The organism is Mycobacterium sp. SMC-17 (assembly GCF_045310915.1).
Classification (GTDB): Bacteria; Actinomycetota; Actinomycetes; order Mycobacteriales; family Mycobacteriaceae; genus Mycobacterium.
On record NZ_JBJIAK010000005.1, the window covers coordinates 141152 to 167805 of the forward strand.

The 26654-nt window shown below is 69.0% G+C and carries 22 protein-coding genes; 10 read left to right on the forward strand and 12 right to left on the reverse strand.

What is annotated here, in order from left to right; all coding sequences use genetic code 11:
• Window positions 1–72: 72 nt before the first annotated feature.
• The 4 genes from ACJH7A_RS05560 to ACJH7A_RS05575 all read right to left on the reverse strand — a co-directional run bounded on the left by ACJH7A_RS05560 (window position 73) and on the right by ACJH7A_RS05575 (window position 2276).
• On the reverse strand, window positions 73–645 hold the full coding sequence (locus tag ACJH7A_RS05560) for a PA-phosphatase (protein ID WP_226519684.1): 573 nt from the start codon (window positions 643–645) through the stop codon (window positions 73–75).
• A complete protein-coding gene (locus tag ACJH7A_RS05565; protein ID WP_226519685.1) occupies window positions 642–1175 on the reverse strand; it encodes a mycothiol transferase in 534 nt (177 codons plus the stop codon). The genes ACJH7A_RS05560 and ACJH7A_RS05565 overlap by 4 nt, the downstream gene beginning before the upstream one ends.
• Before the next feature lie 26 nt (window positions 1176–1201).
• Window positions 1202–1585 (reverse strand): VOC family protein, encoded by a 384-nt coding sequence (locus ACJH7A_RS05570; RefSeq protein WP_226519686.1) that lies wholly within the window; start codon window positions 1583–1585, stop codon window positions 1202–1204.
• Window positions 1586–1664: 79 nt separating this feature from the next.
• Window positions 1665–2276: a hypothetical protein gene (locus tag ACJH7A_RS05575; protein WP_212807095.1), complete on the reverse strand. Its 612-nt coding sequence runs from the start codon at window positions 2274–2276 to the stop codon at window positions 1665–1667.
• Between the two features lie 134 nt (window positions 2277–2410).
• Here ACJH7A_RS05575 and ACJH7A_RS05580 point away from each other — a divergent pair, with 134 nt between their 5' ends.
• From ACJH7A_RS05580 to ACJH7A_RS05590, 3 genes are all read left to right on the forward strand, one after another.
• A complete protein-coding gene (locus ACJH7A_RS05580; RefSeq protein ID WP_226519687.1) occupies window positions 2411–4147 on the forward strand; it encodes an amidohydrolase family protein in 1737 nt (578 codons plus the stop codon).
• Between the two features lie 21 nt (window positions 4148–4168).
• Window positions 4169–4519 carry a pyridoxamine 5'-phosphate oxidase family protein gene (locus ACJH7A_RS05585; protein WP_226519688.1) on the forward strand — a complete coding sequence of 117 codons (351 nt, stop codon included), beginning with the start codon at window positions 4169–4171 and terminating at the stop codon, window positions 4517–4519.
• Window positions 4520–4581: 62 nt separating this feature from the next.
• The gene (locus ACJH7A_RS05590) at window positions 4582–5394 is read left to right on the forward strand and encodes an endonuclease domain-containing protein (RefSeq protein WP_406801532.1); all 813 of its coding nucleotides are present in this window, start codon (window positions 4582–4584) and stop codon (window positions 5392–5394) included.
• A gap of 106 nt (window positions 5395–5500) precedes the next feature.
• Here the strand turns inward: ACJH7A_RS05590 and groL are convergent, their stop codons facing one another.
• The 3 genes from groL to ACJH7A_RS05605 form a co-directional block, all read right to left on the reverse strand.
• Window positions 5501–7126: a chaperonin GroEL gene (gene groL, locus ACJH7A_RS05595; protein ID WP_020101134.1), complete on the reverse strand. Its 1626-nt coding sequence runs from the start codon at window positions 7124–7126 to the stop codon at window positions 5501–5503.
• A gap of 213 nt (window positions 7127–7339) precedes the next feature.
• On the reverse strand, window positions 7340–8176 hold the full coding sequence (locus tag ACJH7A_RS05600) for an LLM class F420-dependent oxidoreductase (protein ID WP_406801533.1): 837 nt from the start codon (window positions 8174–8176) through the stop codon (window positions 7340–7342).
• A gap of 10 nt (window positions 8177–8186) precedes the next feature.
• A complete protein-coding gene (locus ACJH7A_RS05605; protein ID WP_406801565.1) occupies window positions 8187–8750 on the reverse strand; it encodes a TetR/AcrR family transcriptional regulator in 564 nt (187 codons plus the stop codon).
• 102 nt (window positions 8751–8852) lie between these two features.
• Between ACJH7A_RS05605 and ACJH7A_RS05610 the strand changes: the two genes are divergently transcribed.
• A complete protein-coding gene (locus ACJH7A_RS05610; RefSeq protein ID WP_318986622.1) occupies window positions 8853–9758 on the forward strand; it encodes an SDR family NAD(P)-dependent oxidoreductase in 906 nt (301 codons plus the stop codon).
• Window positions 9759–9833: 75 nt separating this feature from the next.
• Here the strand turns inward: ACJH7A_RS05610 and ACJH7A_RS05615 are convergent, their stop codons facing one another.
• Window positions 9834–10163: a pentapeptide repeat-containing protein gene (locus ACJH7A_RS05615; protein WP_406774302.1), complete on the reverse strand. Its 330-nt coding sequence runs from the start codon at window positions 10161–10163 to the stop codon at window positions 9834–9836.
• Window positions 10164–11115: 952 nt separating this feature from the next.
• On the opposite strand from ACJH7A_RS05615, the gene ACJH7A_RS05620 reads away from it, so the two are divergent.
• A complete protein-coding gene (locus tag ACJH7A_RS05620) occupies window positions 11116–15618 on the forward strand; it encodes a PGRS repeat-containing protein (RefSeq protein WP_406801534.1) in 4503 nt (1500 codons plus the stop codon).
• A 73-nt stretch (window positions 15619–15691) separates the two neighbouring features.
• Here the strand turns inward: ACJH7A_RS05620 and ACJH7A_RS05625 are convergent, their stop codons facing one another.
• Together ACJH7A_RS05625 and ACJH7A_RS05630 are read right to left on the reverse strand one after the other, a co-directional pair.
• Window positions 15692–16369, reverse strand: a complete 678-nt coding sequence (locus ACJH7A_RS05625; protein ID WP_318986667.1) for a M24 family metallopeptidase — start codon at window positions 16367–16369, stop codon at window positions 15692–15694.
• A 31-nt stretch (window positions 16370–16400) separates the two neighbouring features.
• The gene (locus tag ACJH7A_RS05630; RefSeq protein ID WP_406801535.1) at window positions 16401–17162 is read right to left on the reverse strand and encodes a polysaccharide deacetylase family protein; all 762 of its coding nucleotides are present in this window, start codon (window positions 17160–17162) and stop codon (window positions 16401–16403) included.
• 135 nt (window positions 17163–17297) lie between these two features.
• Between ACJH7A_RS05630 and ACJH7A_RS05635 the strand changes: the two genes are divergently transcribed.
• Window positions 17298–17795: a cupin domain-containing protein gene (locus tag ACJH7A_RS05635; RefSeq protein WP_406801536.1), complete on the forward strand. Its 498-nt coding sequence runs from the start codon at window positions 17298–17300 to the stop codon at window positions 17793–17795.
• Window positions 17796–18085: 290 nt separating this feature from the next.
• Window positions 18086–19516, forward strand: coding sequence for a hypothetical protein (locus tag ACJH7A_RS05640; RefSeq protein WP_406801537.1), 1431 nt, complete (start codon window positions 18086–18088; stop codon window positions 19514–19516).
• Window positions 19517–19577: 61 nt separating this feature from the next.
• On the opposite strand, the gene ACJH7A_RS05645 is transcribed toward ACJH7A_RS05640, so the two are convergent.
• Window positions 19578–22337 (reverse strand): AAA family ATPase, encoded by a 2760-nt coding sequence (locus tag ACJH7A_RS05645; RefSeq protein WP_406801538.1) that lies wholly within the window; start codon window positions 22335–22337, stop codon window positions 19578–19580.
• Window positions 22338–22450: 113 nt separating this feature from the next.
• Between ACJH7A_RS05645 and ACJH7A_RS05650 the strand changes: the two genes are divergently transcribed.
• Complete coding sequence (locus ACJH7A_RS05650; protein ID WP_318986628.1) at window positions 22451–23092, forward strand: TetR family transcriptional regulator; 642 nt, start codon at window positions 22451–22453, stop codon at window positions 23090–23092.
• 30 nt (window positions 23093–23122) lie between these two features.
• Window positions 23123–24841 (forward strand): DEAD/DEAH box helicase, encoded by a 1719-nt coding sequence (locus tag ACJH7A_RS05655; protein ID WP_406801539.1) that lies wholly within the window; start codon window positions 23123–23125, stop codon window positions 24839–24841.
• A gap of 5 nt (window positions 24842–24846) precedes the next feature.
• Here the strand turns inward: ACJH7A_RS05655 and ACJH7A_RS05660 are convergent, their stop codons facing one another.
• The gene (locus ACJH7A_RS05660; protein WP_318986630.1) at window positions 24847–25662 is read right to left on the reverse strand and encodes an HAD-IIA family hydrolase; all 816 of its coding nucleotides are present in this window, start codon (window positions 25660–25662) and stop codon (window positions 24847–24849) included.
• A gap of 67 nt (window positions 25663–25729) precedes the next feature.
• Between ACJH7A_RS05660 and ACJH7A_RS05665 the strand changes: the two genes are divergently transcribed.
• Window positions 25730–26650 carry an SDR family NAD(P)-dependent oxidoreductase gene (locus ACJH7A_RS05665; RefSeq protein ID WP_406801540.1) on the forward strand — a complete coding sequence of 307 codons (921 nt, stop codon included), beginning with the start codon at window positions 25730–25732 and terminating at the stop codon, window positions 26648–26650.
• Window positions 26651–26654: the final 4 nt, after the last annotated feature.

Here is a 26654-nt window from a genome sequence, read left to right on the forward strand (position 1 = left end):
GTAACGACCAGGTGTGACGCGGGTCGCATCCGGCTTGACGCGTGTCAAAACCGAGGCGTACCGCACCGGGCGCTAGAGGATCACGCCAGGGCTTTCCGCGGGGTGCTCGGTGACCAGGCGGGCCGCCAGGCACACCAGACTGGACCCGAACAGCAAGGCGCCGACGGTGTCGGTGAAGTAGTGGTACGTGAAGGCCTGTCCGAGCATGCCCAACGGAACGAAGATGCCGGCCAGCACGCGTGACCACAGCACGGCCCCGGCCGCCAGGACGATGACGCCCAGCACCGTCACCATCAGCACGGTGTGTCCGCTGGGATACGCGAGCGCCCCACCTTTGTGACGACCGAACAGCTCCTTCAGGCCGCGCTCGATGAACACCGCCAGCTGGGGCGTCAACGCGATGACCGCGGCCAGACGCCAGCGCTTGTGCCACAACGCGATTCCCACCGCGATCACCAGCATCGCCATGAGCACACGCGGGTCGGTGAAGAACAGCAGCCAGCCGGTATACGGCTGGCCGTCCCGGCCGGCGTCCTGAAAGACGTCATCGACCGGCGTCGAGGCCTTGCCCACGCCCCAGCCCAACAGGGCCATCAGCCCCAGCCCGACTGGCGGCCACCAGCGGACGAACTTCTCGGTTGTCATCTGTGGGCGGCGATGCCCCGTACATACGCGGCCTGCCCGAGGTGCTGCGCGCAGTCGTCGACGATGCTCACCAGCCGCGCACTCGCGGTCACCGGAGGATTCCAGCGTCGGTCGACGATCCGCTCGAGATCCTCAGCCGTCACGCCCGCGACATATTCGAGCGTCACCTTGTGCACCGCGCGGTAGTACCCGACCAGCAGCTCGACCGGCGGCCGCACCTTGCCGACGTCCTCGGCGGTATGGCCGTATCCGATGTCATAACCGGGCGCGTCGCTCTTCGGCAGGTCGAGCGCGAACCGCTGCTCCCAGCCGGCACTCGTCCACACCTGGTGGATGCCCGCGACCTCGCACAGCTGCATGTCCTGACACCGCGCACTGTGCCACAGCAGCCAGGCGATGCTGTTGGCCTCCGGCGTCGGCCGCCACAGCGACACCTCTTCGGTCAGGCCGTCGGTGACCTCGTCGACGTGCTCGATGAGCCGAGTGAACGAGTCGCGCAACAGTTCCCGCGCCGCAGCGGTATCAGACATATCGCCGACGCTACCGGAGCGCACCGCTACCCGGCTGCGCCATGGAAGACCGCCTCGACGTTGTTGCCGTCGGGGTCGCGGACGAAGGCCCCGAAGTAGCCGGGGTGGTACTCGGGCCACAGCCGCGGCGCGTGCAACGACTCGGCGCCGAGCTCGACGGCCGCGTCGTGGAACGCGGTGACCGCATCGGTGTCCGCGGCCTGGAAGGCGACGTGCACCTCACGGTTCGGACCCGAGGCCTCCCCCGCGCCGGCATCGGCGATCCAGAAGTCGGGCTTGCCGTCACGGCCGTAACCGATGGCGACACCGAAATCCAGCTGCCGACTGAAGCCGAGCACGCCGAGAACGGTGTCGTAGAACTGCTGGGACTTGGCCCAGTCACTGCAGTTGATACCGAAGTGGTCGATCATGCCCAGATCGTGCCACGGGGCACCGACAACGCCGGAGCGACGAACCCGCATGGGTCCGCCGCTCCGAGCGTCGGTCGTGTCAGTTGTCGGCCAGGGTGCGGTAGAGCGCCTTCTTGGCCTCGGCGACCGCGGCGGACAGCGTGCTGACCGCCGTCTTCAGATCGGCCTTCTGCGCGTCGTTTCCGGTGAACTTGATCGTGCGCGCCAGCCCGGCGAGCTCGAACAAATCCTTGCGCAGCTTGATGACATCGCCGAACTTCCCCGCCTGCCCGAGGAAGGCCTGCACCGTCTCGCTGCTGACACCGCGCCAGGCGAGCAGCTGCTCACCGAACTCGGTCAGCGTCGCGACGCCGTCCTCGACCGTGGCCACGCCACGAGCCGCGAGCAGCGAGATGACGAACTCGACCTTGTCCACCGGAGGGGTGAATGCGCCGTCGGTGATCTCCGAAACCCGCTGCGAGAGCTGCTCGGCCGTGGCCGGGCCTTCCTGTAGTAGCGCAGCCGCGGCAATCGCGGCACGCTTGAGACGACCCTTGAAGAAGTGGTGCCCGGCACCCGGCCCGAAGCCGCCGCCGAAACCGCCACCGAAGCCGGGCCCGCAGGCACCGGGACCACCCGCGCCCGGACCGAAGCCCCCGAATCCGGGGCCGAAGCCTCCACCGAAACCGGGGCCGAAACCAGCTGAGAACATCGCATTTCCTTTCGTTGTTTTCGATGCATCTTGTACCTATCACGATACATCGGTTTTGCAATGCCTAGCCGTTCTAACTTCAACTCAAAGCCAACTCACAGATCTGATGACGGCCTGAGTCGTACGTTGTTCACATGAACGCAGCGGGCGTCGCCTACGACATCGTCATTCGCAACGGACTCATCGCCGACGGGTTGGGCGGCGCACCCTTCCAGGGCGATGTCGCAGTTCAGGACGGGTTGATTGCAGCCGTGGGCACGGTCGACGGGACCGGCGCCCGGGAGATCGACGCCACCGGCCTGCTCGTCACCCCTGGCTTCGTCGACCTGCACACGCACTACGACGGACAGGCCATCTGGTCCGACCGGATGACCCCGTCTTCCGCTCACGGCGTAACAACCGCCGTCATGGGTAACTGCGGCGTCGGCTTCGCGCCCTGCCGCCCCGACGACCACGACGTGCTCGTCGACGTGATGGCCGGCGTCGAGGACATCCCCGGCGTCGTGATGGTCGACGGCCTGCCCTGGACGTGGGAGACGTTCCCCGAATTCCTGGACGCCGTCGAGGCGCGGCACCGGGATATCGATGTGGCCGCGTTCCTCCCGCACTCGCCGCTACGGGTGTACGTCATGGGCCGGCGCGGCGTCGACCGCGAGCCCGCCACCCCCGAAGACCTGGCCCTGATGCGCAAGCTCGCGGCCGAGGCCGTGGAGTGCGGCGCGCTGGGCTTCGCGTCGTCGCGACTGACGCTGCACAAAACCTCTGGCGGACAGCCCATTCCGAGCCACGACGCGGCACAGGTCGAGATCGAAGCCATCGCCCGCGGCGTCGCGGACGGCGGCGGCGGACTGATCCAGTTCGTGCCCGACCTGCTGGCCGGTGACTACGAGATCGCGCTGAAAACCGTCTTCGACGTCGCGGCCGACGTCGGCCTGCCGGTGACGTTCACCCTGGCCGTCGGCAATGCCGGGCCGGCCACATTCGAGGACGCGCTGCGGATGGTCGAGAAGGCCAACGCCGACGGCGGGTCGATCTCGGCGCAGATTTTCCCGCGCCCCATCGGCCTGGTCATCGGCCTGGAGTTGTCCGGCAATCCGTTCGTGCTGTACCCGTCGTACCGCGAGATCGCCGATCTACCGCTGGCCGAGCGCGTCGCCGAGATGCGCAGACCCGAAGTACGCCAACGCATCCTGAACGACACCGCAGCTGCCGACGGCCACCCACTGATGTTCGCGGTGCAGGCGTGGGACTACATGTTCCCCCTCGGCACTCCCCCGAATTACGAACCGGCACCGTCGGATTCGATCGCCGCGCGCGCCGCCGCCCGCGGCGTCAGCCCGCTCGAAGAGGCCTACGACCGCGTCCTCGACGACGACGGCCGCGCCATGCTGCTCGTCACCCTCGCCAACTTCCGTGACGGTTCCCTCGACACCGTCGCCGAACTGATCCAGCGCGACGACGTCATCCTGGGCCTCGGCGACGGTGGCGCACACTACGGAATGATCTGCGACGCATCGTTTCCCACCTATCTGCTGACGCACTGGGTCCGCGACCGCGCCGCCTCCCGGCTGGACCTGGCGCACGCCGTGAAGGAACTGACATCGGTACCGGCGCGCGTCGCCGGCCTGAACGACCGCGGCCGAATCGCGGTGGGCTACAAGGCCGATCTCAACGTGATCGACCAGGACGCGCTGACGCTGCACAAGCCCACCATCGAACACGACCTGCCCGCCGGCGGGCGCCGCCTGGACCAGACCGCCGACGGCTACGTCGCGACCATCGTGTCCGGCGAGATCATCGCGGAGAACGGGGTACCCACGGCGGCCCGGCCAGGTCGGTTGGTGCGCGGCCGGCAACCCGCGCCGGCGTGAGCGGCGACCTATCCTGGCCTCATGAGTGTGAAGGTGGATCTGGAAAAACTCGGCGACACCTTGGCCGACTTCCCGTTCGGCTTTCTGATCACCGTCGGTGACGATTTCCGCCCGCACACGGTGGCCGTCGTCCCGACATTCGCCGGCGGCGCGCTGACGATCGAGCCCATCGGTAACACCACGCGGCGCAACGCCGGCGCTCACCCGGCCGTGACGGTGCTGTGGCCGCCGCGCGAACCCACCGGATACTCGCTGATCGTCGACGGCACCGCCGAAGCCACCGACACGGGCCTGCACGTCGTGCCCACCCGCGCAGTGCTGCACCGCAGCCCCGAAGGCGTCCACGACTGCGTGTCACTCAAGGAGACCTGAGTTATCCACAGGCTGACGATTGGGTACTACCGCCGCCCACCGTTGTCGGCTGCTATTGAGCGATGGGGGAAATAGAACAACTGGCGGCTGCGAACGGCGGGGTGGTGTCCGCGGCGCAACTGCGCGCCGCGGGAATGCCGCGCCCAGCAGGCTGGCCGCCGGTGCGGCGCGGCTGGTATGCCGGCCCCTCCGCAAACCCGCAGGTCGTCCGCGCGGTCTCCGCCGGTGGCATTTTGAGCTGTGTCTCTGTGCTACGCCACTACGGCGTCTGGGTGCCAGATTCTGGTTTGCATGTCCGGTATTCGAGGCGGGCCCGCCAATCCCGCCCGAGAGTTCGGTCCTGCCGGCCGTACCGCCTCGATCCACCCATCGTCGGAGCCATCGACCCGATCGACATTGCCGTCGCGTCGGCGGCGCACTGCCTGGACACTGAGGGGCTGATCGTCGTCCTGGACTCGATGCTGAACAAGCAAATGATCGAGATGGCCGACGCGCGGGACATTGTGTCGGCATCGCGCTTTGCGCATCTGAACCTGGCCGAGCGATTGGACCCGAAGAGCGAATCGGGCACGGAGACGATGATCCGATTACGCTTGCGCGCCTTGGGGATCCACCTACAAACCCAAGTGGACATTCCGGGAGTGGGCCGCGTCGACCTTTTGGTGGGCGACCGACTGATCATCGAAGCCGACAGCCGTGAGCACCATCTGTCCAAGTATCAGCCCGACCGGACGAGGGACAGGGTGGCCGTCGGCTTGGGGTTCCTGGCCATGCGACTGACCCATGAGGACGTTGTCTACCGCTGGGATCTGATTCTGGAGGACATTCTGTCGGTGGTCCGCAGGGGTGCACATCACGGCACGATCGCAATGTGACGCTGACAGCGTCACCATCGCAAATACGACCATGGCGGCGCTGTCAGCGTCACACAAGAAAAGGCCCGGCCTCCGAAGAGACCGGGCCTTCCCGTAAGAGCTGGACTTAGAAGTCCATACCGCCCATGCCACCGGTCGGGTCGCCGGCGGGAGCCGCGGCCTTCTCCGGCTTGTCGGCGACGACGGCCTCGGTGGTGAGGAACAGCGCCGCGATGGACGCCGCGTTCTGCAGCGCCGAGCGGGTGACCTTGACCGGGTCGGCAACGCCGGCGGCCAGCAGGTCCTCGTACACGTTGGTCGCGGCGTTCAGGCCGTGACCCGAGGGCAGGTTCGACACCTTCTCGGCGACGACGCCCGGCTCCAGACCACCGTTGAAGGCGATCTGCTTCAGCGGAGCCGACAGGGCGACACGCACGATGTTGGCACCGGTGGCCTCGTCACCCTCGAGCTTCAGCTCGTCGAGAGCCGGAGCCGACTGCAGCAGGGCCACGCCACCACCGGCGACGATGCCCTCTTCGACGGCGGCCTTCGCGTTGCGAACGGCGTCCTCGATGCGGTGCTTGCGCTCCTTGAGCTCCACCTCGGTGGCAGCGCCGGCCTTGATGACTGCAACGCCACCGGCCAGCTTGGCCAGGCGCTCCTGCAGCTTCTCGCGGTCGTAGTCGGAGTCGCTGTTCTCGATCTCGCTGCGGATCTGGGCCACGCGGCCGGCGATGGCCTCGGCGTCGCCGGCACCCTCGACGATGGTGGTCTCGTCCTTGGTCACGACGACCTTGCGGGCCTTGCCCAGCAGGGTGATGTCGGCGGTCTCGAGGGACAGGCCGACCTCTTCGCTGATGACCTGGCCACCGGTGAGGATCGCCATGTCCTGCAGCATCGCCTTGCGACGGTCACCGAAGCCCGGGGCCTTGACGGCGATGGACTTGAAGGTGCCGCGGATCTTGTTGACGACCAGGGTCGACAGGGCTTCGCCCTCGACGTCCTCGGCGATGATCAGCAGCGGCTTGCCCGACTGGATGACCTTCTCCAGCAGCGGCAGCAGGTCCTTGACGGTCGAGATCTTCGAGCTGACCAGCAGGATGAACGGGTCCTCGAGGACCGCTTCCTGACGCTCGGCGTCGGTCACGAAGTAACCCGAGATGTAGCCCTTGTCGAAGCGCATACCCTCGGTGAGCTCCAGCTGCAGGCCGAAGGTGTTGCTCTCCTCGACGGTGATGACACCCTCGTTGCCGACCTTGTCCATGGCCTCGGCGATCAGGTCACCGATGGACTGGTCACCGGCCGAGATACCGGCGGTGGCAGCGATCTGCTCCTTGGTCTCGACCTCCTTGGCGGAAGCCAGCAGGCCCTTGGTGACAGCCTCGACGGCCTTCTCGATGCCGCGCTTCAGGCCGAGCGGGTTGGCGCCGGCCGCGACGTTGCGCAGGCCTTCGCGAACCAGGGCCTGGGCCAGCACGGTGGCGGTGGTGGTGCCGTCGCCAGCGACGTCGTCCGTCTTCTTGGCAACTTCCTTGACCAGCTCAGCGCCGATCTTCTCGTACGGGTCCTCGAGCTCGATCTCCTTGGCGATGGACACACCATCGTTGGTGATCGTGGGGGCGCCCCACTTCTTCTCCAGGACGACGTTGCGACCCTTGGGGCCCAGCGTCACCTTCACGGCGTCGGCGAGGCTGTTCAGGCCCCGCTCGAGGCCACGGCGGGCCTCTTCGTCATACGCAATTGTCTTGGCCATTGCGAAGTAATTCCTCCGGTTGGGAATTGCACGTCTTTGGTCAGGCGCAGCGCCCGCGACGGACGGCCTGGGCTGTGCTCGCAGATGCGGCCCCGGCCTCACTGTCCTGACCTAGCACTCACCTATCGAGAGTGCCAACGTCTTTTTAGCACTCAGGCAGGGCGAGTGCAAGGTTGTTCGCCATCCGCGCAGGCACCGCTTCGCGGCCGGAAATCAGGACGCCGACCGGTACTGCGCCACCTGCGCCGCGTAATCGTCGAGCAGGCGCAGCGATTCGTCCTTGCCGACCGACGGCAGGAACAACCCGAGCTGGCCGAAGCCGAGGTCTTCAGCGGTACGCCAGTAGTCCGGTTTCAGGGGTGTACCGAACATCGCGAGCGGCACGTCGTAGTCCGCGCCCGAGCGCAACTGCGCCGTTCGTTCCGCCAGCACGTCCCTGGGGAAAGGATTCGAAATCCAGCCCGCCCGGTGACGCAGCACCCGCTTGACGGTGGCATCGGAGTTGCCGCCGACATAGATGGGGGGATGCGGTTTCCGGACCGGCTTGGGCCGGCAGTACGACGCATCGAAGTTGACGAATTTGCCGTGATATTCGGCGGGCTCGGTGGTCCACAGCGCCGTGATCGCTTCGATGCTCTCGTCCAGCCGGGCACCCCGGGTTTTCGGATCGGTGCCGTGGTCCCGCATCTCCTCCAGATTCCAGCCGGCACCGACGCCGAAGATGAACCGGCCACCGGAGATGAGATCGATGCTGGCGGCCTCCTTGGCCGTGTGGATCGGATCCCGCTGGATGAGCAGGGCGATGCCGGTGAACAGCTCGATGGTCGACGTCACCGCCGCCGCGGCGGCAAGCGTCACGAACGGGTCGAGCGTGTTGTAGTACCAGGGCGGCAGCTCCCCACCGTTCGGATACGGCGACTCACGGCTCGCGGGAATGTGACTGTGCTCGGCGACGATGAGCGACGCGAAGCCGCGCTCTTCGATCGCGCGGGCCAGCGAAACCGGATCAATACTGTCGTCATCGACGAAGGTCGAGATCCCGAACTTCATACGGCCGACGCTACTGACGTGGCCGCAGCCCGTCCATCATCAATTCGACGACGCGGTCAGCGGCGTCGGCGCTGTACCGCTGCGCGGCGTTCGCCGCCACGAGCAGCGTCTTCACATCCGACGCCGTGACGTCCGCCCGAACCGCACCGGCGCCCTGGGCGGCGGCCAGCAGTTCACCCAGCAGCGCCAGGAATTCCTCTTCGACATCGGGCACCAGGGCGTGGACGTCGATCCCGAGGCCGGCGAGTGCGTCGACCAGGCCCTGGTCGGTTTCGCCCCACCGAACCATCGACCGCAGGAAGTCGAACAGCGCGTCGCCCGGCGCGTCCGACGCCAGACACGCCCGGCCGGCACCCATGACCGTTTCCAGCCGATCCTCGATCACCGCGCGGTAGAGATCGTCCTTGGTCGGGAAGTGCCGGTAGACGGTGCCGGCGCCGACGCCGGCCCGCCGGGCGATCTCGTCGATGGGCACGGAAAGCCCCTCATCGGCGAAGGTTTGATAGGCGACTTCCAGCACGCGAGCGCGGTTCCGGGCCGCGTCGGCCCGCAGTGGCCTCTTCGGTTCGCAGATCATCATGCTCCCGGGAACAAATTAAACGGGGCGACCGTTCCGGATAAGTGAAGCATCCGGGGCGCTCGCCCCGGATAAGGCCCAGGCTACCGAGGAACCGTCATGACCAAGTGGACCACCGCCAACATCCCCGACCAGACCGGACGCACCGCCGTCATCACCGGCGCGAACACCGGCCTCGGCTACGAGACCGCAGCAGCGCTCGCCGCCAAGAACGCACACGTCGTGCTCGCCGTCCGCAATCTCGACAAGGGCAAGGACGCCGTCGACCGCATCCGGCAGGCCACGCCCGACGCCGACGTCGCCCTTCAGGAACTCGACCTCAGCTCGTTGCAGTCGGTTCGCGAAACCGCCGAACAGCTGAAGTCCGAATACCCGGCGATCGACCTGCTGATCAACAACGCCGGCGTGATGTGGACGCCGAAGCAGACCACCGCCGACGGGTTCGAGATGCAGTTCGGCACCAACCACCTGGGACACTTCGCATTGACCGGACTCCTGCTCGACCAGCTGCTGACGGTGCCCGGCTCACGCGTCGTGACGGTCAGCAGCCTGGGCCACCGGATTCGCGCCGCCATCCACTTCGACGACCTGCAATGGGAACGCCGCTACAACCGGGTGGAGGCCTACGGGCAGTCCAAGCTCGCCAACCTGCTGTTCACGTATGAACTGCAGCGCCGGCTGACGGGCGCCGAGACCGTCGCCCTCGCGGCACACCCGGGCGGGTCGAACACCGAACTGGCGCGGCACGTGCCGGTGCCGCCCGCCGTCCTGGCACCCGTCGTCGACCGGCTGTTCCAAAGTGCCGCGATGGGCGCCCTGCCCACTCTGCGCGCCGCCACCGACCCCGCCGCATTCGGCGGCCAGTATTACGGACCCGACGGACGGTTCCAGCAGACCGGGCACCCGAAGGTCGTCGGCTCGAGCGACCAGTCCCATGACACCGAGCTGCAGCAGCGGCTGTGGGCGGTCTCCGAAGAACTGACCGGCGTCACGTTCCCGGTGTGAGCAAAAAGAAGTCCTGTGGGTTGTGCGACAGGAGGTTTCGCACAACCCACAGGACTGTCTCGGCTTCGAAGCGCCTCAGTAGCCGATGTTCAGCAGCCCGTTGCGCCCGTCGCCGACGGTGACGACGCCGCCGCTCCCGTTACCGATGTTGACGATGCCGGTGTTCAGGTTGCCCATGTTGGCGACGCCGGTGTTGCCATTGCCGAGGTTCAGGATGCCCTTGTTTCCGAAACCGAAGTTGAGGACGCCGGTGTTATTGGAGCCGCCGTTGAGCACACCGTCGTTGCTGCCGGGTCCGAGGTTGATGCCGGAGTCGGCGGACGCCGCGCCGGCGCCGAGCAGCGCGATGGCACCGGCACTGGCCACTGCCGCTCCCACGAGGACGGTTGAACGGATCATCGACATGACTTCTCCTTCGCTAGCCCGAATATGGATAGATAGAGAGTAGACAGCAGCCGGGCGAATGCGAAGCAATTTGGCAAATATCGCTACTCGATTACGCGTATGCGAGAGCGCGACCTGTCACAGGTTCACAAGATATGTCGCAATGCAGCGGCCGAGCGTCGAAAATGTGCCAAAGTGATTAATTACCAGCGATATTCACACACGTCACAGGTCACCTATATTTACCGGGTGAATTGATTTTCAACAGAATCATCGTCGGTTCCAGCCCACGATCGCCGCAAATACAACGAGTATGGCAAATTACCGCCCGAGCAACGTATTTACGTCATTGAGAAATTGCGTAACGTCGCCGTCGCGCATCTTCATTTGCTGACAGTGTCACGGACGGGCCTTCATCCACACCGATCCGATGGACCCTTCACCAATCCTGAAACACGCCACCGCGACAGCCCGGATACACCCGGCCGGCACCGCCACTCAGGGCCCGCACCTGCCCGAAGATGCCAAATCGGTTGTGCACTACAGAAATGAACGTGTTCTAACATATTTAAGACGCTTACGCCGCCCGGCGACCCGGCCGTCGGAGCGCAGACCCGTAACCCCAGGGCCCGAATATTTTCAAAATATGCACGGCAGCCGACTTTCCGCAGGTGAGAACGCCTTTTCCGAAACGGTGCCGGTACCGGCGGTCCGCGATACGAACGGCCGCTCACTTTCCTCAAGATGTTCACAGCTTGCGATTACGGGTGTTAGTCTCCCCACGTTTATTGACGGGGGTGGTGTTTCTCACACCCGACGCACGAGGAGGATCGTGGGCAAGCACAGGGCAGTGGGGACGAACAGCTGGTGGAGTGCGGCCGGGCCGCTCGCGGCTGCGGGCTTGACCAGTGCGGCATTCGCCAGCGCCGGTGTGATGCTGCTATTGGGACCCGATTCTCCGACTATGCAGTCGGTGACCGCGGACATCCGGCTCGTCAACACCGAGAGCTCCACCGGCGACAGCGGCTCCAAGTCGGGCAACTCCGGCGCCACCAAGACCACGGACAGCAAGACCAAGAACCCGAGCAAGCCCAAGCCGACGAAGCCGTCCACGAAGCCGACGCCGTCGACCGAGCCCGGTGACACCTCTTCGCCCGGTTCCACGAGCGGCACCCCGCGCACCCCGCGTCAACAGGCGCAGGACCGGATGCGCCAGTACGCCGACGAAGCCAGAAAGGCGCTCAACGATCTGGCGAAGGGCCCCAAGGTAAAGCCCACCCCGGGCAACAAGCCCAAGCACGCCAGCACCCCTGACGGCACCTCGAGCGCCTCGACCGGTAGCTCCAACGCCGGTACCCCCGGTACTCGCCCCGCACGGGGCCCGCAGTCAACTGCCGGGGTGTCCACCGACGGCACTGCCGGCGGACGCAAGGCCACCGCACCCGGCACCAAGCCGACGGCACCGAACCCCACGACCAGCCCGGCCGGCGCCACGACCCCGACGGTTCCGAGTGGCCCGTCCACCTCGTCGGGCGCGGCCTCCCCGGGTACCGGGGCGGTCATGACCGCCCCCACGAGCAGGCCGTTCAACCCGATCACCGGCCTGCTGTCCGCCGTCGGCCTGGGCACCATGCTGGCTCCCGACGCACCGACCCATCCCGACCAGATGCCCGGCGTCTGGGCCGTGATGGCCTGGGTGCGTCGCCAGGTGGAGTACGGCGTCGTCGCCAACAAGCGCCTGCACCCGGCAGCCTCGGCTGCCGTGTCCGCCACGGCCCCGCCGACCGCGGCCAAGCCGCTGAGCGCGGTCAACCCGCTCGCGGCGGCCAACCCCACGGCTGCGCCCGTACCTGAGGCCGCGGTCAACCCCCTGGCTGCCGTCAACCCGCTGGCCGCGATCGGCCCGCTGGCGCTGCCCACGTTCGTCGACCCGACGGTGATCGTCGCCAACTGGATTTACCAGAACGTGCACTTCGGCGTGCAGGCCTGGATCAACAGCCCCATCGGCTTCGTGGTCGACACCGGCATCAACCTGTTGGCCGGCCAGTACCTGATCGGCAACGGCGCCAACGGCAACGTGATCAACCCCAACGGCGGCAACGGCGGTCTGTGGTTCGGTGACGGTGGCAAGGGTTACTCGAGCGGCCTTCCCGGTGTCACCGGCGGTAATGGCGGCAACGCCCGCGGCTTCGGCAACGGCGGCGCGGGCGGCGCCGGCTACTCGGGCTTCGGCATCTTCACGCCGACGAACGGCGGTAACGGCGGCAACGCCGGCGGGATCGGTCATGGCGGCGCCGGCGGCAAGGGCGGCGACGGTGCCAACGGCGCCGATGGCCTTGCCGCGCTGGGCCAGAACGGCGGCAACGGTCAGACCGGCGCCAACGGCGGCATCGGGGGCAATGGCGGCCACATCTTCGGCATCGGCGGACGCGGTGGCGCCGGCGGCAAGGCCGGCAATGGCGGTAACGGTGGCTCGGGTGTCCTCGGTGGCGGAGCCCTCGGCGGCGGCGGAAACGGCGGCAACGGTGGCAACGGCGGTGTCGGCGGCAAGGGCGGCCAGAAGGTCGGGTTGATCGGTACGGTCGGCGCCGGCGGCACCGGCGGCGCGGCCGGATACGGCGGCAACGGCGGCAACGGCTCCGACGGCAGCTCGTCACTGATCCCGGACGGCGGCAAGGGCGGTGACGGCGGCAACGCCGGTACCGCAGGCGCCGGCGGCTTCAACGGCAGCGGCAAGAAGCAGGCCGCGACCGGCAACGCCAGCGCGACCGGCGGCAACGGCGGTAAGGGCGGCAACGGATTCGACACCATCACCGCGATCGGCGTCGCGGGCAATGGCGGCGCCGGCGGCAACGGCGGCTCGGGTGGTACGGCGGGCAACGGCGGTAACGGCGGAGCGGGCGGCACCGGTGGTAACGGCGCCAATGGCCTTGCCGCACTTGGCGAGAACGGCCCCAACGGCGGCCACGGCGGCGTCGGCGGCAACGGTGGCGCGGGCGGTACCCAGTCCGGCAACGGCGGCAAGGGCGGTGCCGGTGGCGACGCAGGCAACGGCGGCAGCGGCGGCTCGGGTGTCCTCGGTGGCGGAGCCCTCGGCGGCGGCGGCAACGGCGGCAGCGGTGGCAACGGCGGCGGTGGCGGCAAGGGCGGCGCGGCAGCTCATGGCACCGTCGGGGCCGGCGGCACCGGCGGCGCAGCCGGAAACGGCGGCAACGGTGGCAACGGCTCCGACGGCAGCTCGTCGCTGATCCCCGACGGCGGCAAGGGCGGCAACGGTGGCAACGCCGGCACCTCGGGCGTCGGCGGCTTCAACGGCGCAGGTGTCAGCCAGGCCGCGAATGGCGTGGGCGGCAACGGCGGCAACGGCGGTAAGGGCGGCAACGGGTTCAACACCATCACCGCGATCGGCGTGGCCGGTAACGGTGGCGCCGGCGGTAACGGTGGTTCCGGCGGATCCAACGGCAACGGCGGTAACGGCGGCGCTGGTGGTATCGGCGGTAGCGGCGCCGATGGTCTTGCCGCACTTGGCGAGAACGGCCCCAACGGCGGCCACGGCGGCGCCGGTGGCATCGGTGGCGCGGGCGGCACGAACGCCGGTAACGGCGGCACCGGCGGAACCGGCGGTGCGGGTGGCAATGGCGGTAGCGGCGGCTCGGGCGTCCTCGGTGGCGGAGCCCTCGGCGGCGGCAAGGGCGGCAACGGCGGTAACGGCGGCGTCGGCGGCAAGGGCGGCGCGGCCGCCCACGGCACCGTCGGTAGCGGTGGCAAGGGCGGCGCAGCCGGAAACGGCAGCGACGGCGGCAACGGCTCCGACGGCAGTTCCTCGCTGATCCCCGACGGCGGCAAGGGCGGTGATGGCGGCAATGCCGGCACCTCGGGCGCCGGCGGCTTCAACGGCGCGGGCGTCAACCAGGCCGCCAGTGGGGCGGGCGGCAACGGTGGCAACGGCGGTAAGGGCGGCAACGGGTTCAACACCATCACCGCAGTCGGCGTGGCCGGTAACGGCGGCGCCGGCGGTAACGGTGGTTCCGGCGGATCCAACGGCAACGGTGGCAACGGCGGTGCCGGTGGCATCGGTGGCAACGGCGCCAATGGTCTTGCCGCACTTGGCGAGAACGGCCCCAACGGCGGCCACGGCGGTGCCGGTGGCATCGGTGGCGCCGGCGGCACCAACGCCGGTAACGGCGGCACCGGCGGTGTCGGCGGCAAGGGCGGTAATGGCGGCAGCGGCGGCTCGGGCGTGCTCGGCGGCAACACCGGTGGTTCCGGTGGTGTGGGCGGTAACGGCGGCGCCGGCGGCAAGGGCGGCGCGGCCGCCCACGGCACCGTCGGCAACGGCGGCAAGGGCGGCGCAGCCGGAAACGGCGGCACCGGTGGCGCCGGGTCGGACGGCATTTCGTCGATCCAGCGCAACGGCGGCACGGGCGGTGCCGGTGGCGCCGCGGGCAACGCCGGGGCCGGTGGTTTCAACGGCGCCGGCGTCAGCCAGGCCGCCAACGGTGTGGGCGGTAACGGCGGGGACGGAGGCAAGGGCGGCAACGGCTTCGACGCCCTCACGATCCTGGGCACCGCGGGCCGTGGTGGCGACGGCGGCGCCGGCGGTGCGGGCGGCCTGACCGGCAACGGCGGCGCGGGTGGCGCCGGCGGTACCGGTGGCAACGGCGCCGACGGGACCATCGGGGCATCGCTGGGAGCCACCGGCCTGTCCGGCACCAGCGGTGGTGCCGGCGGTAACGGTGGCGTCGGCGGCGCGGGCGGCACGGTCTCGGGCGTCGGCGGCGCGGGCGGTGTCGGCGGCACCGGTGGCACCGGCGGAAACGGCGGCGTCGGCGGCCTTCCGGCTTTCGGCTCCAACAACGCGGCCGGTATCAGCGGCGGCGGTGGCTTCGGAGGCACGGGTGGCGCCGGCGGCGCCGGTGGCAACGGTGGTGCCGGCGGATTCTCCGCGAACGGCATCGACGGAGCCGGCGGCAATGGTGGCGTCGGCGGCAATGGTGGTATCGGCGGCGACGGCCAGGACGGCGCGAACGGCATTCCGTTCATCAACGGCAACGCCGGTGCCACCGGCGGCGTCGGTGGCCACGGCGGCGCCGCAGGCGCCGGCGGTAATGGCGGCTCCTCTGGCGACAACGTCGGTGGTGTCGGCGGTAACGGTGGCGTCGGCGGTGCCGGTGGCACCGGTGGCGACGGCGGCAATGGCTACAACGACAACATCACCCAGTGGGGCAACGGTGGCAATGGCGGAGCCGGCGGCACCGGTGGTACCAGTGGCAATGGCGGTAACGGCGGCACCGGTTCGATAACCGGCGCCGGCGGCAACGGTCCCGCTGGTGGTGCGGGCGGCGCGGGCGGTTCGGGCGGCGCCAACGGCGGCCACGGCACGCACGACGGCACCGACGGCGCCACGGGCGCCGGCGGCGCCAGTGGTTCCGGCGGCACCGGCAACCCGGCCGGCGGCTCCGGAGTCCTGATCTAGCCACGAATGACGAATGCGGTGTGGCGCCGGTCGGCGCCAAACCGCATTCGTCTGTTCAGGACGGCCCGTGCCGTCACCTGCGCAGGTCCAACAACTCCTCCTGGAACCCGCCGAACCGTCGGCCCGGTTCGACGAGATGCACTTCGAGAATCCAATGACATTGCCGCCCTTGGGAATCCAGTCGCCGCATCGGCAGGTCCGAGCCGGGCGCCACATAGGAGTCGATCTCGTGGCCACGGATCTTCTCGTGTGGAAACTCCCCGACGAGGTGTCCGGCGATCGCGCCACCGAACTCCCAGCCGGCAGCGCGACTCAACCCGACGACGTGGTCGAACAACTGCGCGCCGGTGATGTCCGGGGTCGACTCGAAGTGCGCCCGCGCCGCTTCCCACACCTTCGGTAAGTCGTTGCGCAAGGCCAACTTTCGTGGATCGTCACCGAGCACAAAGGTACGGCCGAAGTCGGCTTCCCACTCTTCGAAGAGCGGGCCGAGGTCGACGAACACGATGTCGTCGTCGGTGATCACCCGGTCGGGCGGATTGTCCCGCGCGGTCGCGAGCGTGTTCTCGCCGCCATGGACGATCCGCTTGTGCCAGTGCCGGGTGACGCCGAGGATTTCGGCCGCCAGATCACGGATCTCGTCGGTCACCTGACGCTCGCCGACGCCCGGCCGGATCAGCCCGCGTTCTTCGATGGCGGCGAACAGTTCCGCCGCTTTGTCCTGAGCATCCAGAAGCCGCGCGGCGCGCATGCCCTCGTCAAACTTCTCCACCGCACCGATGCTAGGCGGGCCGCACGAACTCCCACCCGGCCGCCCGCATATCGGCGATGGCCCCGGCGTAGCCGGCCGCGGTACCCGACCCCGGGTGGTTCATGTGGGAGATGACGATGGAACCGGGCTGCGCTCCAACGACATTCGCGCGCACCCGGCCCGCGGGCAAGGTGGCGCCGCAATCACCGTTGACGCTGAACCCGAGCGGCTGCAGCCCCAGGTCGCGCACGATCTGCACGGCGACGTCGTCGTAGTGCGCGGTGCCGGGCCGGAACCAGGTGGGTGCCCGGCCGGTCAGTGCGGTGAGCTTCAGCTGGTTGCCCCACACCTCGTCGACGACCTCGGCGGCCGACCGCGTGCCGGCGATGCCGTAGGCGGCCCGGCCGGTCACCGACAGCGGCACATGACGGGTGCCGTGGTTGCCGATCTCGAACAGCGGGTTGGCGGCCAGCTGTGCGGCGCGGTCGGGGTGCTGGTCGATCCACCGGGAATTGAAGAAGAGCACCGCGGGCACGTTGTTGCGCTGCAACGTGTCGAGCAGCGCGTCGTCGACTCCGCCGCGGCAGGCGTCGAACGTCAGCGCGAGCTGGCGCCCGCGGGCCGGCATCGACGTGACGATCCCGGGCAGCGCCATCCCCCATTGCGTCGGCACCCGGCGCGTGTACTGGCCGGCGACGGCGCTCGGATCCTGCGCGGCGACGCTCGGCGCGGCCAGCGCCAGCGAACCGGCAGCTGCGGCCCCAGCAGCCAGGAAGACGCGTCTGGTTATCACCGCACGGACGCTAGGCCGGGACTCTGAACAACGCGTGTCCGCAGCCTGTGAGTTCGCCCCGAACCGCGTGAACGACGGGCCGTCCTATGGTGAGAGTCGAGGAGCCGGACGCTCGATGGCCACCAGGAGTCGATCATGTCGTTGGTAGTACCGCCTTATCCCCCGGCCCGGTACACATCCGCTCAGCCAGAAGTCAGTGCCACGCTGCGGCGCGGTGACGAGCCGCCCGATTACGACTCACACGGCGTGATCCAGTACCACTACCTCGCGAACCAGAAGAAGACCGCGGGCGACTACGGCCTGTACCGCGTCGACATCGCGCCGCGCGGCGGTGGCCCGGGCCCGCATTTCCACCGCGCCATGTCCGAGGCGTTCTTCGTGCTGTCCGGCACCATGACGCTGTACGACGGCACCGACTGGGTGCGGGCCGGCCCCAACGACTTCCTCTATGTCCCGCCGGGTGGCATCCACGGTTTCCGCAACGAGGCCGACGAGCCCGCATCGGTTCTGATGCTGTTCGCCCCGGGTGCACCCCGCGAGGCCTATTTCGAGGGGTTCGGCCAACTCGCCGACATGACGGACGACGAACGTCGCGAGTGGTTCATCAAGCACGACAACTTCTTCGTGGAATAACGCCCGGCGGCCGGGCCTCGGACCGGCGTTCTCTCGAGCCGTGCACATTGAGTCATTTGTCTCTACCGGCCAGTAACACAAACATCCCATGATGTGCGTTGCCGTCAATATTTGTTCGATCCGTGATCGAACCGACGGAAAAGTCAGGTAGACGCTGCCGCCACCATCCGGCCGCAGCGAATGAGAGGAAACCCATCTTGCACGCCGCCGTTCGATCGTCCGTCCTTTCCGGAGCCACCCTGCTGACAGCGGGAGCCATCGCAGTCACTCCCGTCCAACCACTGGCCCACATGCCGTCGCTCCCGTCGATCAGTCACGCGGTGTCGACTGCCGCCGTCAACCTGACCAGCAGTCCGTTCGACCTGTACGGCCAGGTTCTGAAGACCGCCGCCGGCAACCTGCAGGCCGACGTCAAGTCCTACCTGGACCTGGGGCTTTTCCCGATCCTGCGTCAGATTCTGACCAACCAGGTCGGCACCATGACCGGTCTGGTCAACGCGCTCGGCGAGAGCGGCAAGGCCGTGGTCACGGCGCTGACCAAAGAGGTGCCCGGCTACCTCGGGGCCGCGTTCAGCGACCTCGGCAAGGCCAACGTCGAGGGCGCGCTCAACAACCTCCAGCTGGCGATCGTGCTGCCCATCTTCGCCGCGATCAACCCGATCGGGCCCCTGCCGAAGGCCCTCGGCAACCTGATTTCGCAGCCGCTGCAGAGCGTCATCAACATCGCCAACGATCTGCCGAACATCATGCTCGAGCTCGGCGTCGGCCTCATCGGACCGGTCGCCAGCACCCTGGGCGCCATGGGGACCGCCACGCAGAACGTCATCAACGCGATGAAGGCCGGCGACCTCGGCAAGCTGGCGACCGCCGTCATCCAGGCGCCCGCCACCGTCATCGACGGCCTGCTCAACGGTGGCTACGGCCCCAACCTCGGTGCGCTGCTGGGACTCAACATCCCCGGCTTCAACATCTACGGCGGCGGCCTGTTCGGCGGCGGGGCAACCGTCCCCGGCGGCACCACGATCGCCGGTACGGTGCAGGCCATCGTCGCCGTCGTGAAGTCGATCCTCAACGACATCACCCCCGCCAAGCCGGCTGCGGCTGCCGCAACGACCACCACCAAGGCCGTCTCCGATATCGCCGCCGTGCCCTCCACCACCGCCACGACGGTGACGCTGAGCACCGCCGCGGCGACGAAGGCCGGCGCGACCGACACCGCGAGCACCGACAAGGTCAAGGCGACCGGCTCGACGAGCGAGTCGACCGGTCCGGCGACCGAGGGCACGACCAAGGCCGGTGAGACCAAGGCCGGCGAGACCACCGGCACCGACGGCAAGGCCACGGACTCGGCGTCGGCCGGTGGCACCAAGCCCGGTGACAGCAAGACCGGTGACAGCAAGACGGGTGACACCAAGACCGGCGACACCAAGACGGGTTCCAGCTCCAGCTCCAGCAGCTCGGGCTCGTCCTCGTCCTCCTCGTCGTCGTCCTCGGGCAGCGATGGCACCAAGACGACCACCCCCGGCCGCAAGGGCCATCAGGGCAAGGCGGGCTCCGACTCCGGTTCGAGCGCCGGCGCCGGCACGGGTTCGTCGTCGAGCTCTTCGGGTTCGGCGTCGGGATCGGACTCGGGCGCCAAGGGCGGCAGCACCAAGGGTGGCAGTGACAAGGGCTCGCACACCGGCTCGAAAAGCAAGTCGAAGTCGCACAGCGCGGCCTGACGCGTGAGACCGGTCGGCGGCGGCGGATTTTCCGTCGCCGCCGACTTTCCGTTTGCGGACCTCAGGGACGGTCGCTCGTCCAGCCGGCTGGGCGCGCCACATCATGAATCTGATGGCGGCTGGTGACACCGAGCTTGGGGAACGACCGATACAGGTGGTTGGACACCGTTCGCACCGACAGGTTCAAGATGCTCGCGATCTGCGGGTTGGTGTACCCCTCGCTGACGAGGTAGACGACGTTGTGTTCCTGCGAGCTCAACGTGCCGGTCTGCACCGACGACGAATGCGGACGCACCCCGGCAGCCCGCAGCTCACGGGTGCACAGGTCGACCCACGGCGCCGCGCCGAGGTCCTGCATGACGGTCAGGGCCGCGGCCAATTGGTGCTGGCAGTCCCGGCGCCGTCGGTGCCGGCGCAGCCATCCGGCGTAACTGATGCGCAGCCGCGCCCGCTCGAACGGCCACCGGTTGCCTGCCGGATCGGCGAGCGCCTCGACATAGCGCGCCCCGGCGGTCTCTGGATTGAGGACGGCGTCCGCATGCGCGACCAGCTGGGTCAACCGCGGTGACACGGATCTGGGGAGATGACTCACGATCCGGGTCAGTTGTTCGCGGGCCCGATCGATGCGGCCCGTCAGCACCGCGGCCTCGGCGTAATCCGCCAACGCCAGATACGACGCATACGCGTGCAGCGGCAATCCGGACTCGTCGAACAGCTCCGCCAGTTCGGCGTGGGCGGTCGTGTCCTGGTTCTCGGCCAGGGCGATCGAACCCGCGACGTGGTGCATCCACGCCGCCAGCGCGGGCCGGTCCCGGAAATCTGCCAACGCCGCGGCCGACTTGAGGCGCGCACGGCCGGTGGCGATCTGCCCGCGCCGGGCCGCCACGGTGGCGATCACCAGATCCGCGATCCGCGCGACGACCGGAACGCCGGCGACGGCCGCCGAAGAACTCATGGTGGTCGCCGCATCGACGGCCTCATCCCAGCGGCCCGATTCGACGAAGGCCCAGGACAGGGCGGTCGAGGCCAAGCCACCGAAGCGCGGCGCCAGCGCCCCGGTGTGCGCGCCGCGCAGGCAGCGCACCGCCACGTCAGGTTCGCCGGCAAGCCAGGCCGCCGCCCCGACCGCGGTGAGCCCGACGGCGTCGCCGACCCGGCCGGACAGCGCGACGATCTCCGGCGACATCAGATGGGCCCGGTGCAGATCGGTGGCGGTACGGATCCAGAGCCGGTCGGCGAGGGCGGGCACGTTCCGGGGTGGCGCGGTGTCCTCCAACTGCCGCAGCAGGCGGGTGACACCACACCGCCCCGCGGCGTCGTCGGCGATGAAGGTGACTGTCGCGGCCACCCGCAACGACTCCCAGGCGACCGCCGGAGCGACGTCGATCGCCAGGCCGGCCGACTCGAGCAGCAGGTCCAGCACCCGCTGGTTGTCGGCATCCCAGCAGCGCGCCGATCCCAACTCGGTGTGGGCGCGCACCCGGGAGATGACGTCATCGACGCCGTCGAGCGCACACCGGCTCAGCGCCGCGGCCCAGTGCGGGTCGCCGGCGTTGCGGGCCAGGGGCGCGGCGCGCACCAGATGCCGGGCATGTTCGCCGATATCGGTGGTCAGCATCGCCGCGCGCTGCATGGTCACGGCGGCGGCCAGGTAGCCATCCCGGCGCAGCACCTCGTCGCAGGTGTCGGCCAGCTGCGCGGCCAGCGCATCGTCGGGCTTGAGCGCCGCTTGCGCGCGATGCCAGACCTGCCGGTGCGGTAGCGCGGCCAGGGCATCGGCGAGCCTGAGATGTGCCGCCGAGCGGGCTGCCGCCGGGGCCCGGTGATACGCCGCGGACCGCAGCAGCGGATCGAGGAACCGCACGCCGCCGGGCTCGACCCGGACGATCCCGGCGATCTCGGCCGGGGCGAGGACCTCGGGGTCCGCCAGTGCCGCGGGCATCAGATGCCGCAGATCGTGGTCGGAGGCCGCCGCGAGCACGAGCAGCGCGGCCCGCGTCGTTCCGGGCAGCAGTGCAAGGCGGCGGCTGTAGAAACCGAGGCTCGCGGCGGGCAGCGCCAGGGGCTCGGCGGCGGGGCCCACCGTGAGGTCAGCGGCCGCGGCGGTCTCGGCGAAGGCGATGACGGCCGCGGGGTTGCCCGCGGCGGCCGTCAGCACCTGCTCGCGGCGCAAGCCCCGCGGTACCGATGGCTGCCGGTCGAGCAGCACGGCAGCGTCACCGCGCTCGAGCGGCGAAAGTTCGATCTCGACGGCGCGGCCGTCCCCGCTGAGGATCTTTCCGGCCGTGGCCGGGATCGCCAGCACGACGGTCAACGACCGCCCTGCGCTGCGACGGGCCGCGAATATCATCGCCGTGCGCGACGGGGCGTCGAGCCACTGCCCGTCGTCGATGCAGACCAGGACCGACTGCCGTTTCTCCACCGCGTCCAGGAGGCCGAGCAGCGCCATGGCGACCCGGACGGTCTCGAGTTGCTCCCCGCTGGGCGACCGCAGCGCCTCGTCGATGACGCGCTGGTACTGCCGCGCCTCGTCGCCCCAGCAGCCCAGGGCGTGCACGAGCTGGTGGACGCCGGCGAACGGGGTATCGGCTTCACCCGGCGTTCCGGCGATCGACAGCACCCGGAACCCGAGCTCACATGCGTGCCGGCAGGCGACGTCGAGCAGTGCGGTCTTGCCGGACCCGGCGGCACCGGACACCACCACGGTGCGCCCGCGCGGGGTGTCGCTGATCGCGGCCATCAACCGCGAAAGTTGTTCGCCGCGACCGACGAGTTCCGGGGGCGGCGCGGCCAACCGTTCCGGACAGGGCTCAGCGACCACACCACCTCCTGTGATCCACGTCCCACCCGATGCCGAACGTTAGGCAGGCCTCACCTCACTGTCAACTAATTAGTTAGTTAGCAAACGCCGACCCGGCAGCTAAAATCTCCGGAATGGGCCACCCGCGAGATTCCGACGCCACGCGCGCGCGGCTGCTCTGCGCGGCGACCACCGAATTCGCCCAGTACGGCATCGCCGGAGCGCGGGTTGATCGCATCGCCGCCAACGCCGGCGCCAACAAGGCGCAGATCTATCACTACTTCGGCAGCAAAGATCAGCTGTTCGACGCCGTCTGGGCCGCGATGACGCAGAAGTTCTTCGCCGACAGCCCGGTGGTCGCCGACGACCTGCCCGCGTACGCCGCCCATCTGATCGATGTCTATGCCGGCCAGCCCGAAGTCGGCCGGCTGATCTCCTGGCACCGGCTGGAGCGAGCCGACGACACCGCCGCGGGGTTTCCCGGCGAGACGATGCACGAACAGATCGCGTCCATCGCCGCCGCCCAGGCCGACGGCAAGCTCACGGGTGAGCTGCCCGCGCCGGTGCTGTTCACCCTGGTGCTCACCATCGCGTCGATGTGGCACAACCTCAGCCCCACGCTGCTCGCCGTGATCGGCATCGACGACCATGCCCAGCGCAAGGCCATCGTCTGCGACGCGGTGACGCGCCTGATCAGCACCTCGGCCGGCGACACCGACGAGCCGAGCGCCAGGACACGCCGGGCAAATGTGCATCCGCCAAACCCGTTGCCCTAGACTGCCCTTCGACCAAGGAGGAGTCTTCGGGTGCGGGCTTATGCAGCGCCCAGCACCCAGGCTTTGCGGGGCTGGCAGCGTCGGGCTTTGGTGCGGTATCTGACCGCCAAGCCACGTGATTTTCTTGCGGTCGCGACCCCGGGCGCAGGCAAAACGACCTTCGCGCTGCGGATCGCCGGCGAGCTGCTGACGGAGCGCACCGTCGACCAGGTTGTGGTCGTCGTCCCGACCGAGCACCTCAAGACCCAGTGGGCGGAAGCCGCGGCGCGCGTCGGCATGGCGCTCGATCCCAAGTTCAGCAACTCGACGGGCCAGACGTCGTCGGACTACCACGGCATCGTCGTCACCTATGCCCAGGTGGCCAGCCACCCGACGAAGCACCGGGTGCGCACCGAGAACCACAAGACCCTGGTGATCTTCGACGAGGTCCACCACGGCGGCGACTCGAAGAGCTGGGGCGAGGCCATTCGCGAGGCCTACGACGACGCGACGCGGCGCCTCTGCCTGACCGGGACCCCGTTCCGGTCCGACGACAGCCCCATCCCCTTCGTGCAGTACGAGCCCGACGGCAGCGGCCATCAGCAGTCGGTGGCCGACCACACCTACGGCTACTCCGATGCGCTCGCCGACGGCGTGGTCCGCCCGGTGGTGTTCATGGCGTACTCGGGAGAGGCCCGCTGGCGCGACAGCGCCGGCGAGGAGCACGCGGCCCGCCTCGGCGAACCGCTCACCGCCGAGCAGACGGCCCGGGCCTGGCGCACCGCGCTGAACCCCGAGGGTGAATGGATGCCCGCGGTGATCGCGGCGGCCAACAAGCGGCTGGGCCAGTTGCGGCAGAGCATCCCGGACGCCGGCGGCATGATCATCGCCACCGACCAGACCACGGCGCGTGCCTACGCCAAGCTGTTGCACACCATCACGGGCGAGGAGGCGACGGTCATCCTGTCGGATGACCCGACGGCATCGGCCCGCATCTCGCAGTTCTCCGAGGGCACCAGCCGCTGGCTCGTCGCGGTCCGCATGGTGTCCGAGGGCGTCGACGTGCCGCGCCTCGCGGTCGGGGTGTACGCCACGAGTGCGTCGACCCCGCTGTTCTTCGCGCAGGCCATCGGCCGGTTCGTGCGCCTGCGCCGCAAGGGCGAGACGGCCAGCATCTTCCTGCCGTCGGTGCCGAACCTGCTGGAGCTGGCCAGCGAGCTGGAGCGCGAGCGCAACCACGTGCTCGGCAAGCCGCACCGCGTGTCCGACGGACTCGACGACGACCTGCTCGAGCAGGCGCAGAAGAAGGAAGACGAGAAGTCGGAGCTGGAGAACGGCTTCGAGATGCTCGGGTCGGACGCCGAGCTGGATCAGGTGATCTTCGACGGCTCGTCGTTCGGTACCGCGACGGAGACCGGCAGCGACGAGGAAGCCGACTACCTGGGCATCCCGGGCCTGCTCGACCCCAGCCAGATGCGTGACCTGCTCAGCAAGCGCCAGGACGAGCAGCTGCAGAAGCGCAGCGCCAAGGCCGCCGCCACGGGCGCACCGCCCCCACCCATGACGACGCACGGCCAGCTGCGCGAGCTGCGCAAGGAGCTCAACCTGCTGGTGTCGGCGTTCCACCACCGCACCGGCAAGCCGCACGGCTGGATCCACAACGAGTTGCGGCGCCGGCACCCCGGTCCGCCGGTGGCCGCCGCGACCCGCGAGCAGCTGCAGGACCGCATCGCCGCGATCCGGAACATGCAGCGCGAGCTGACGGCCTAGAGCCGTTAGAGCCCCAGCAGCTCCGGCAGATCGGCGACGGAGTCGACCACATAGTTCGGCTGCATCGCGAATTCGTCTGCGGCCCAACGGTCCAGCGTGTCCTGGCGGAACTTGCCGGTGCGCACCAGCACGCCGGTCATCCCGACGACCTGGGCCGCGAGGACGTCGTTGTTGAGGTCGTCGCCGACCATGTACATCTCTTCGGGTTCGACGCCGAGCCGGGCGGCCGCGGCCAGGAACCCGGCGGGTGCGGGCTTGCCGACGGCGGTGCCCTGATAGCCGGTGGTCTGTTCCAGCCCGGCCAGGTAGAGCCCGGTGTCCACCCGCAGGCCGTCGGCGGTGTTCCATGCGTTGCTGCGGTGCATGGCGACGACGGGCACGCCGCGGGCCATCCAGTCGTAGACCCAGCTGAGGGTCAGATGCGTGTATTCGGGTCCCGCGCCACCGAGCAGCACGACGTCGGGCGTGTCGGGCTGCTGTGGGCCGGCGAAGTCGGACGCGTACACCAGATCGACACCGGGCATGTCGGCACCGATCTGGCCGCTGTTCACCAGGAAACATCGGGCGCCGGGGTAGCGGTCGCGCACGTAGTCGGCGGTCAGCACCGCGGCGGTGACGACCTCGTCGGCGGCGACGTCAATGCCTGCCGCACACAGCAATTCGGCGATCTGCTGGCGGGTGCGGGTGGTGGTGTTGGTGAGGAACGAGCGGGCGATCTGGTGCTCCTCCAGCGCCCGCAGGGTCTCGGCCGCACCGTCGATCGGACGCCACGAGGTCACCAGGACACCATCGATGTCGAAGAGCACCCCGCCGATTGCCATGGTGCCGACAGTAAACGCCCGCCGCTCCCGCGCAACTCAGGCGGTCCGCTCGGTAGTGTCTTCGGCCATGACCACCAAATGGACCGCCAATGATGTGCCGGACCAGACAGGGCGCGTGGCGATCGTCACCGGCTCCAACACCGGGCTGGGTTACGAGACGGCGCGGGTGTTGGCGGGCAAGGGCGCTCGCGTGGTGCTGGCGGTGCGCGACACCGCCAAGGGGGACGACGCCGCCGCACGGCTGCGGGCGAGCACCCCGAACGCCGACGTCGTCGTGCAGAAGCTGGACCTGGGATCGCTGACCTCGGTCCGCGCGGCGGCCGACGACCTGCGCGCGGCCTATCCGCGGATCGACCTGCTGATCAACAACGCCGGCGTGATGTACCCGCCCAAGCAGACGACCACCGACGGCTTCGAATTGCAGTTCGGCACCAACCATCTCGGCGCCTTCGCGCTCACCGGCCTGCTCATCGAGAACCTGCTGTCCGTCCCCGGCTCGCGGGTGGTGACGCTCGGCAGCATCGCGCACCGCATCCTGGGCAAGATCGACTTCACCGACCTGCAGTGGGAGAAGCGCCGCTACAACCGGGTCGCCGCCTACGGCCAGTCGAAGCTGGCCAACCTGATGTTCGCCTACGAGCTGCAACGCCGGCTCGTGGCCACCAATGCCGAGACCATCTCGGTCGCGGCGCATCCGGGCATCTCCAACACCGAGCTGATGCGCCACATCCCCGGCTCGAGCCTGCCCGGCTTCAACGCCCTGAGCGGGCTGGTCGCCAACAGTCCCGAGGTCGGCGCGCTGGCCACGTTGCGCGCCGCCGTCGACCCGGACGCGCGGGGCGGCGAGTACTACGGCCCGTCCGGTATCCGGCAGCTGGTCGGCCACCCGGTGCTGGTGCAGTCGAGCGCCCAGTCGCACGACGCCGGCATCCAGCGGCGGCTGTGGGCGGTGTCCGAAGAGCTCACCGGCGTCACCTTCGCGATCTAGCGCC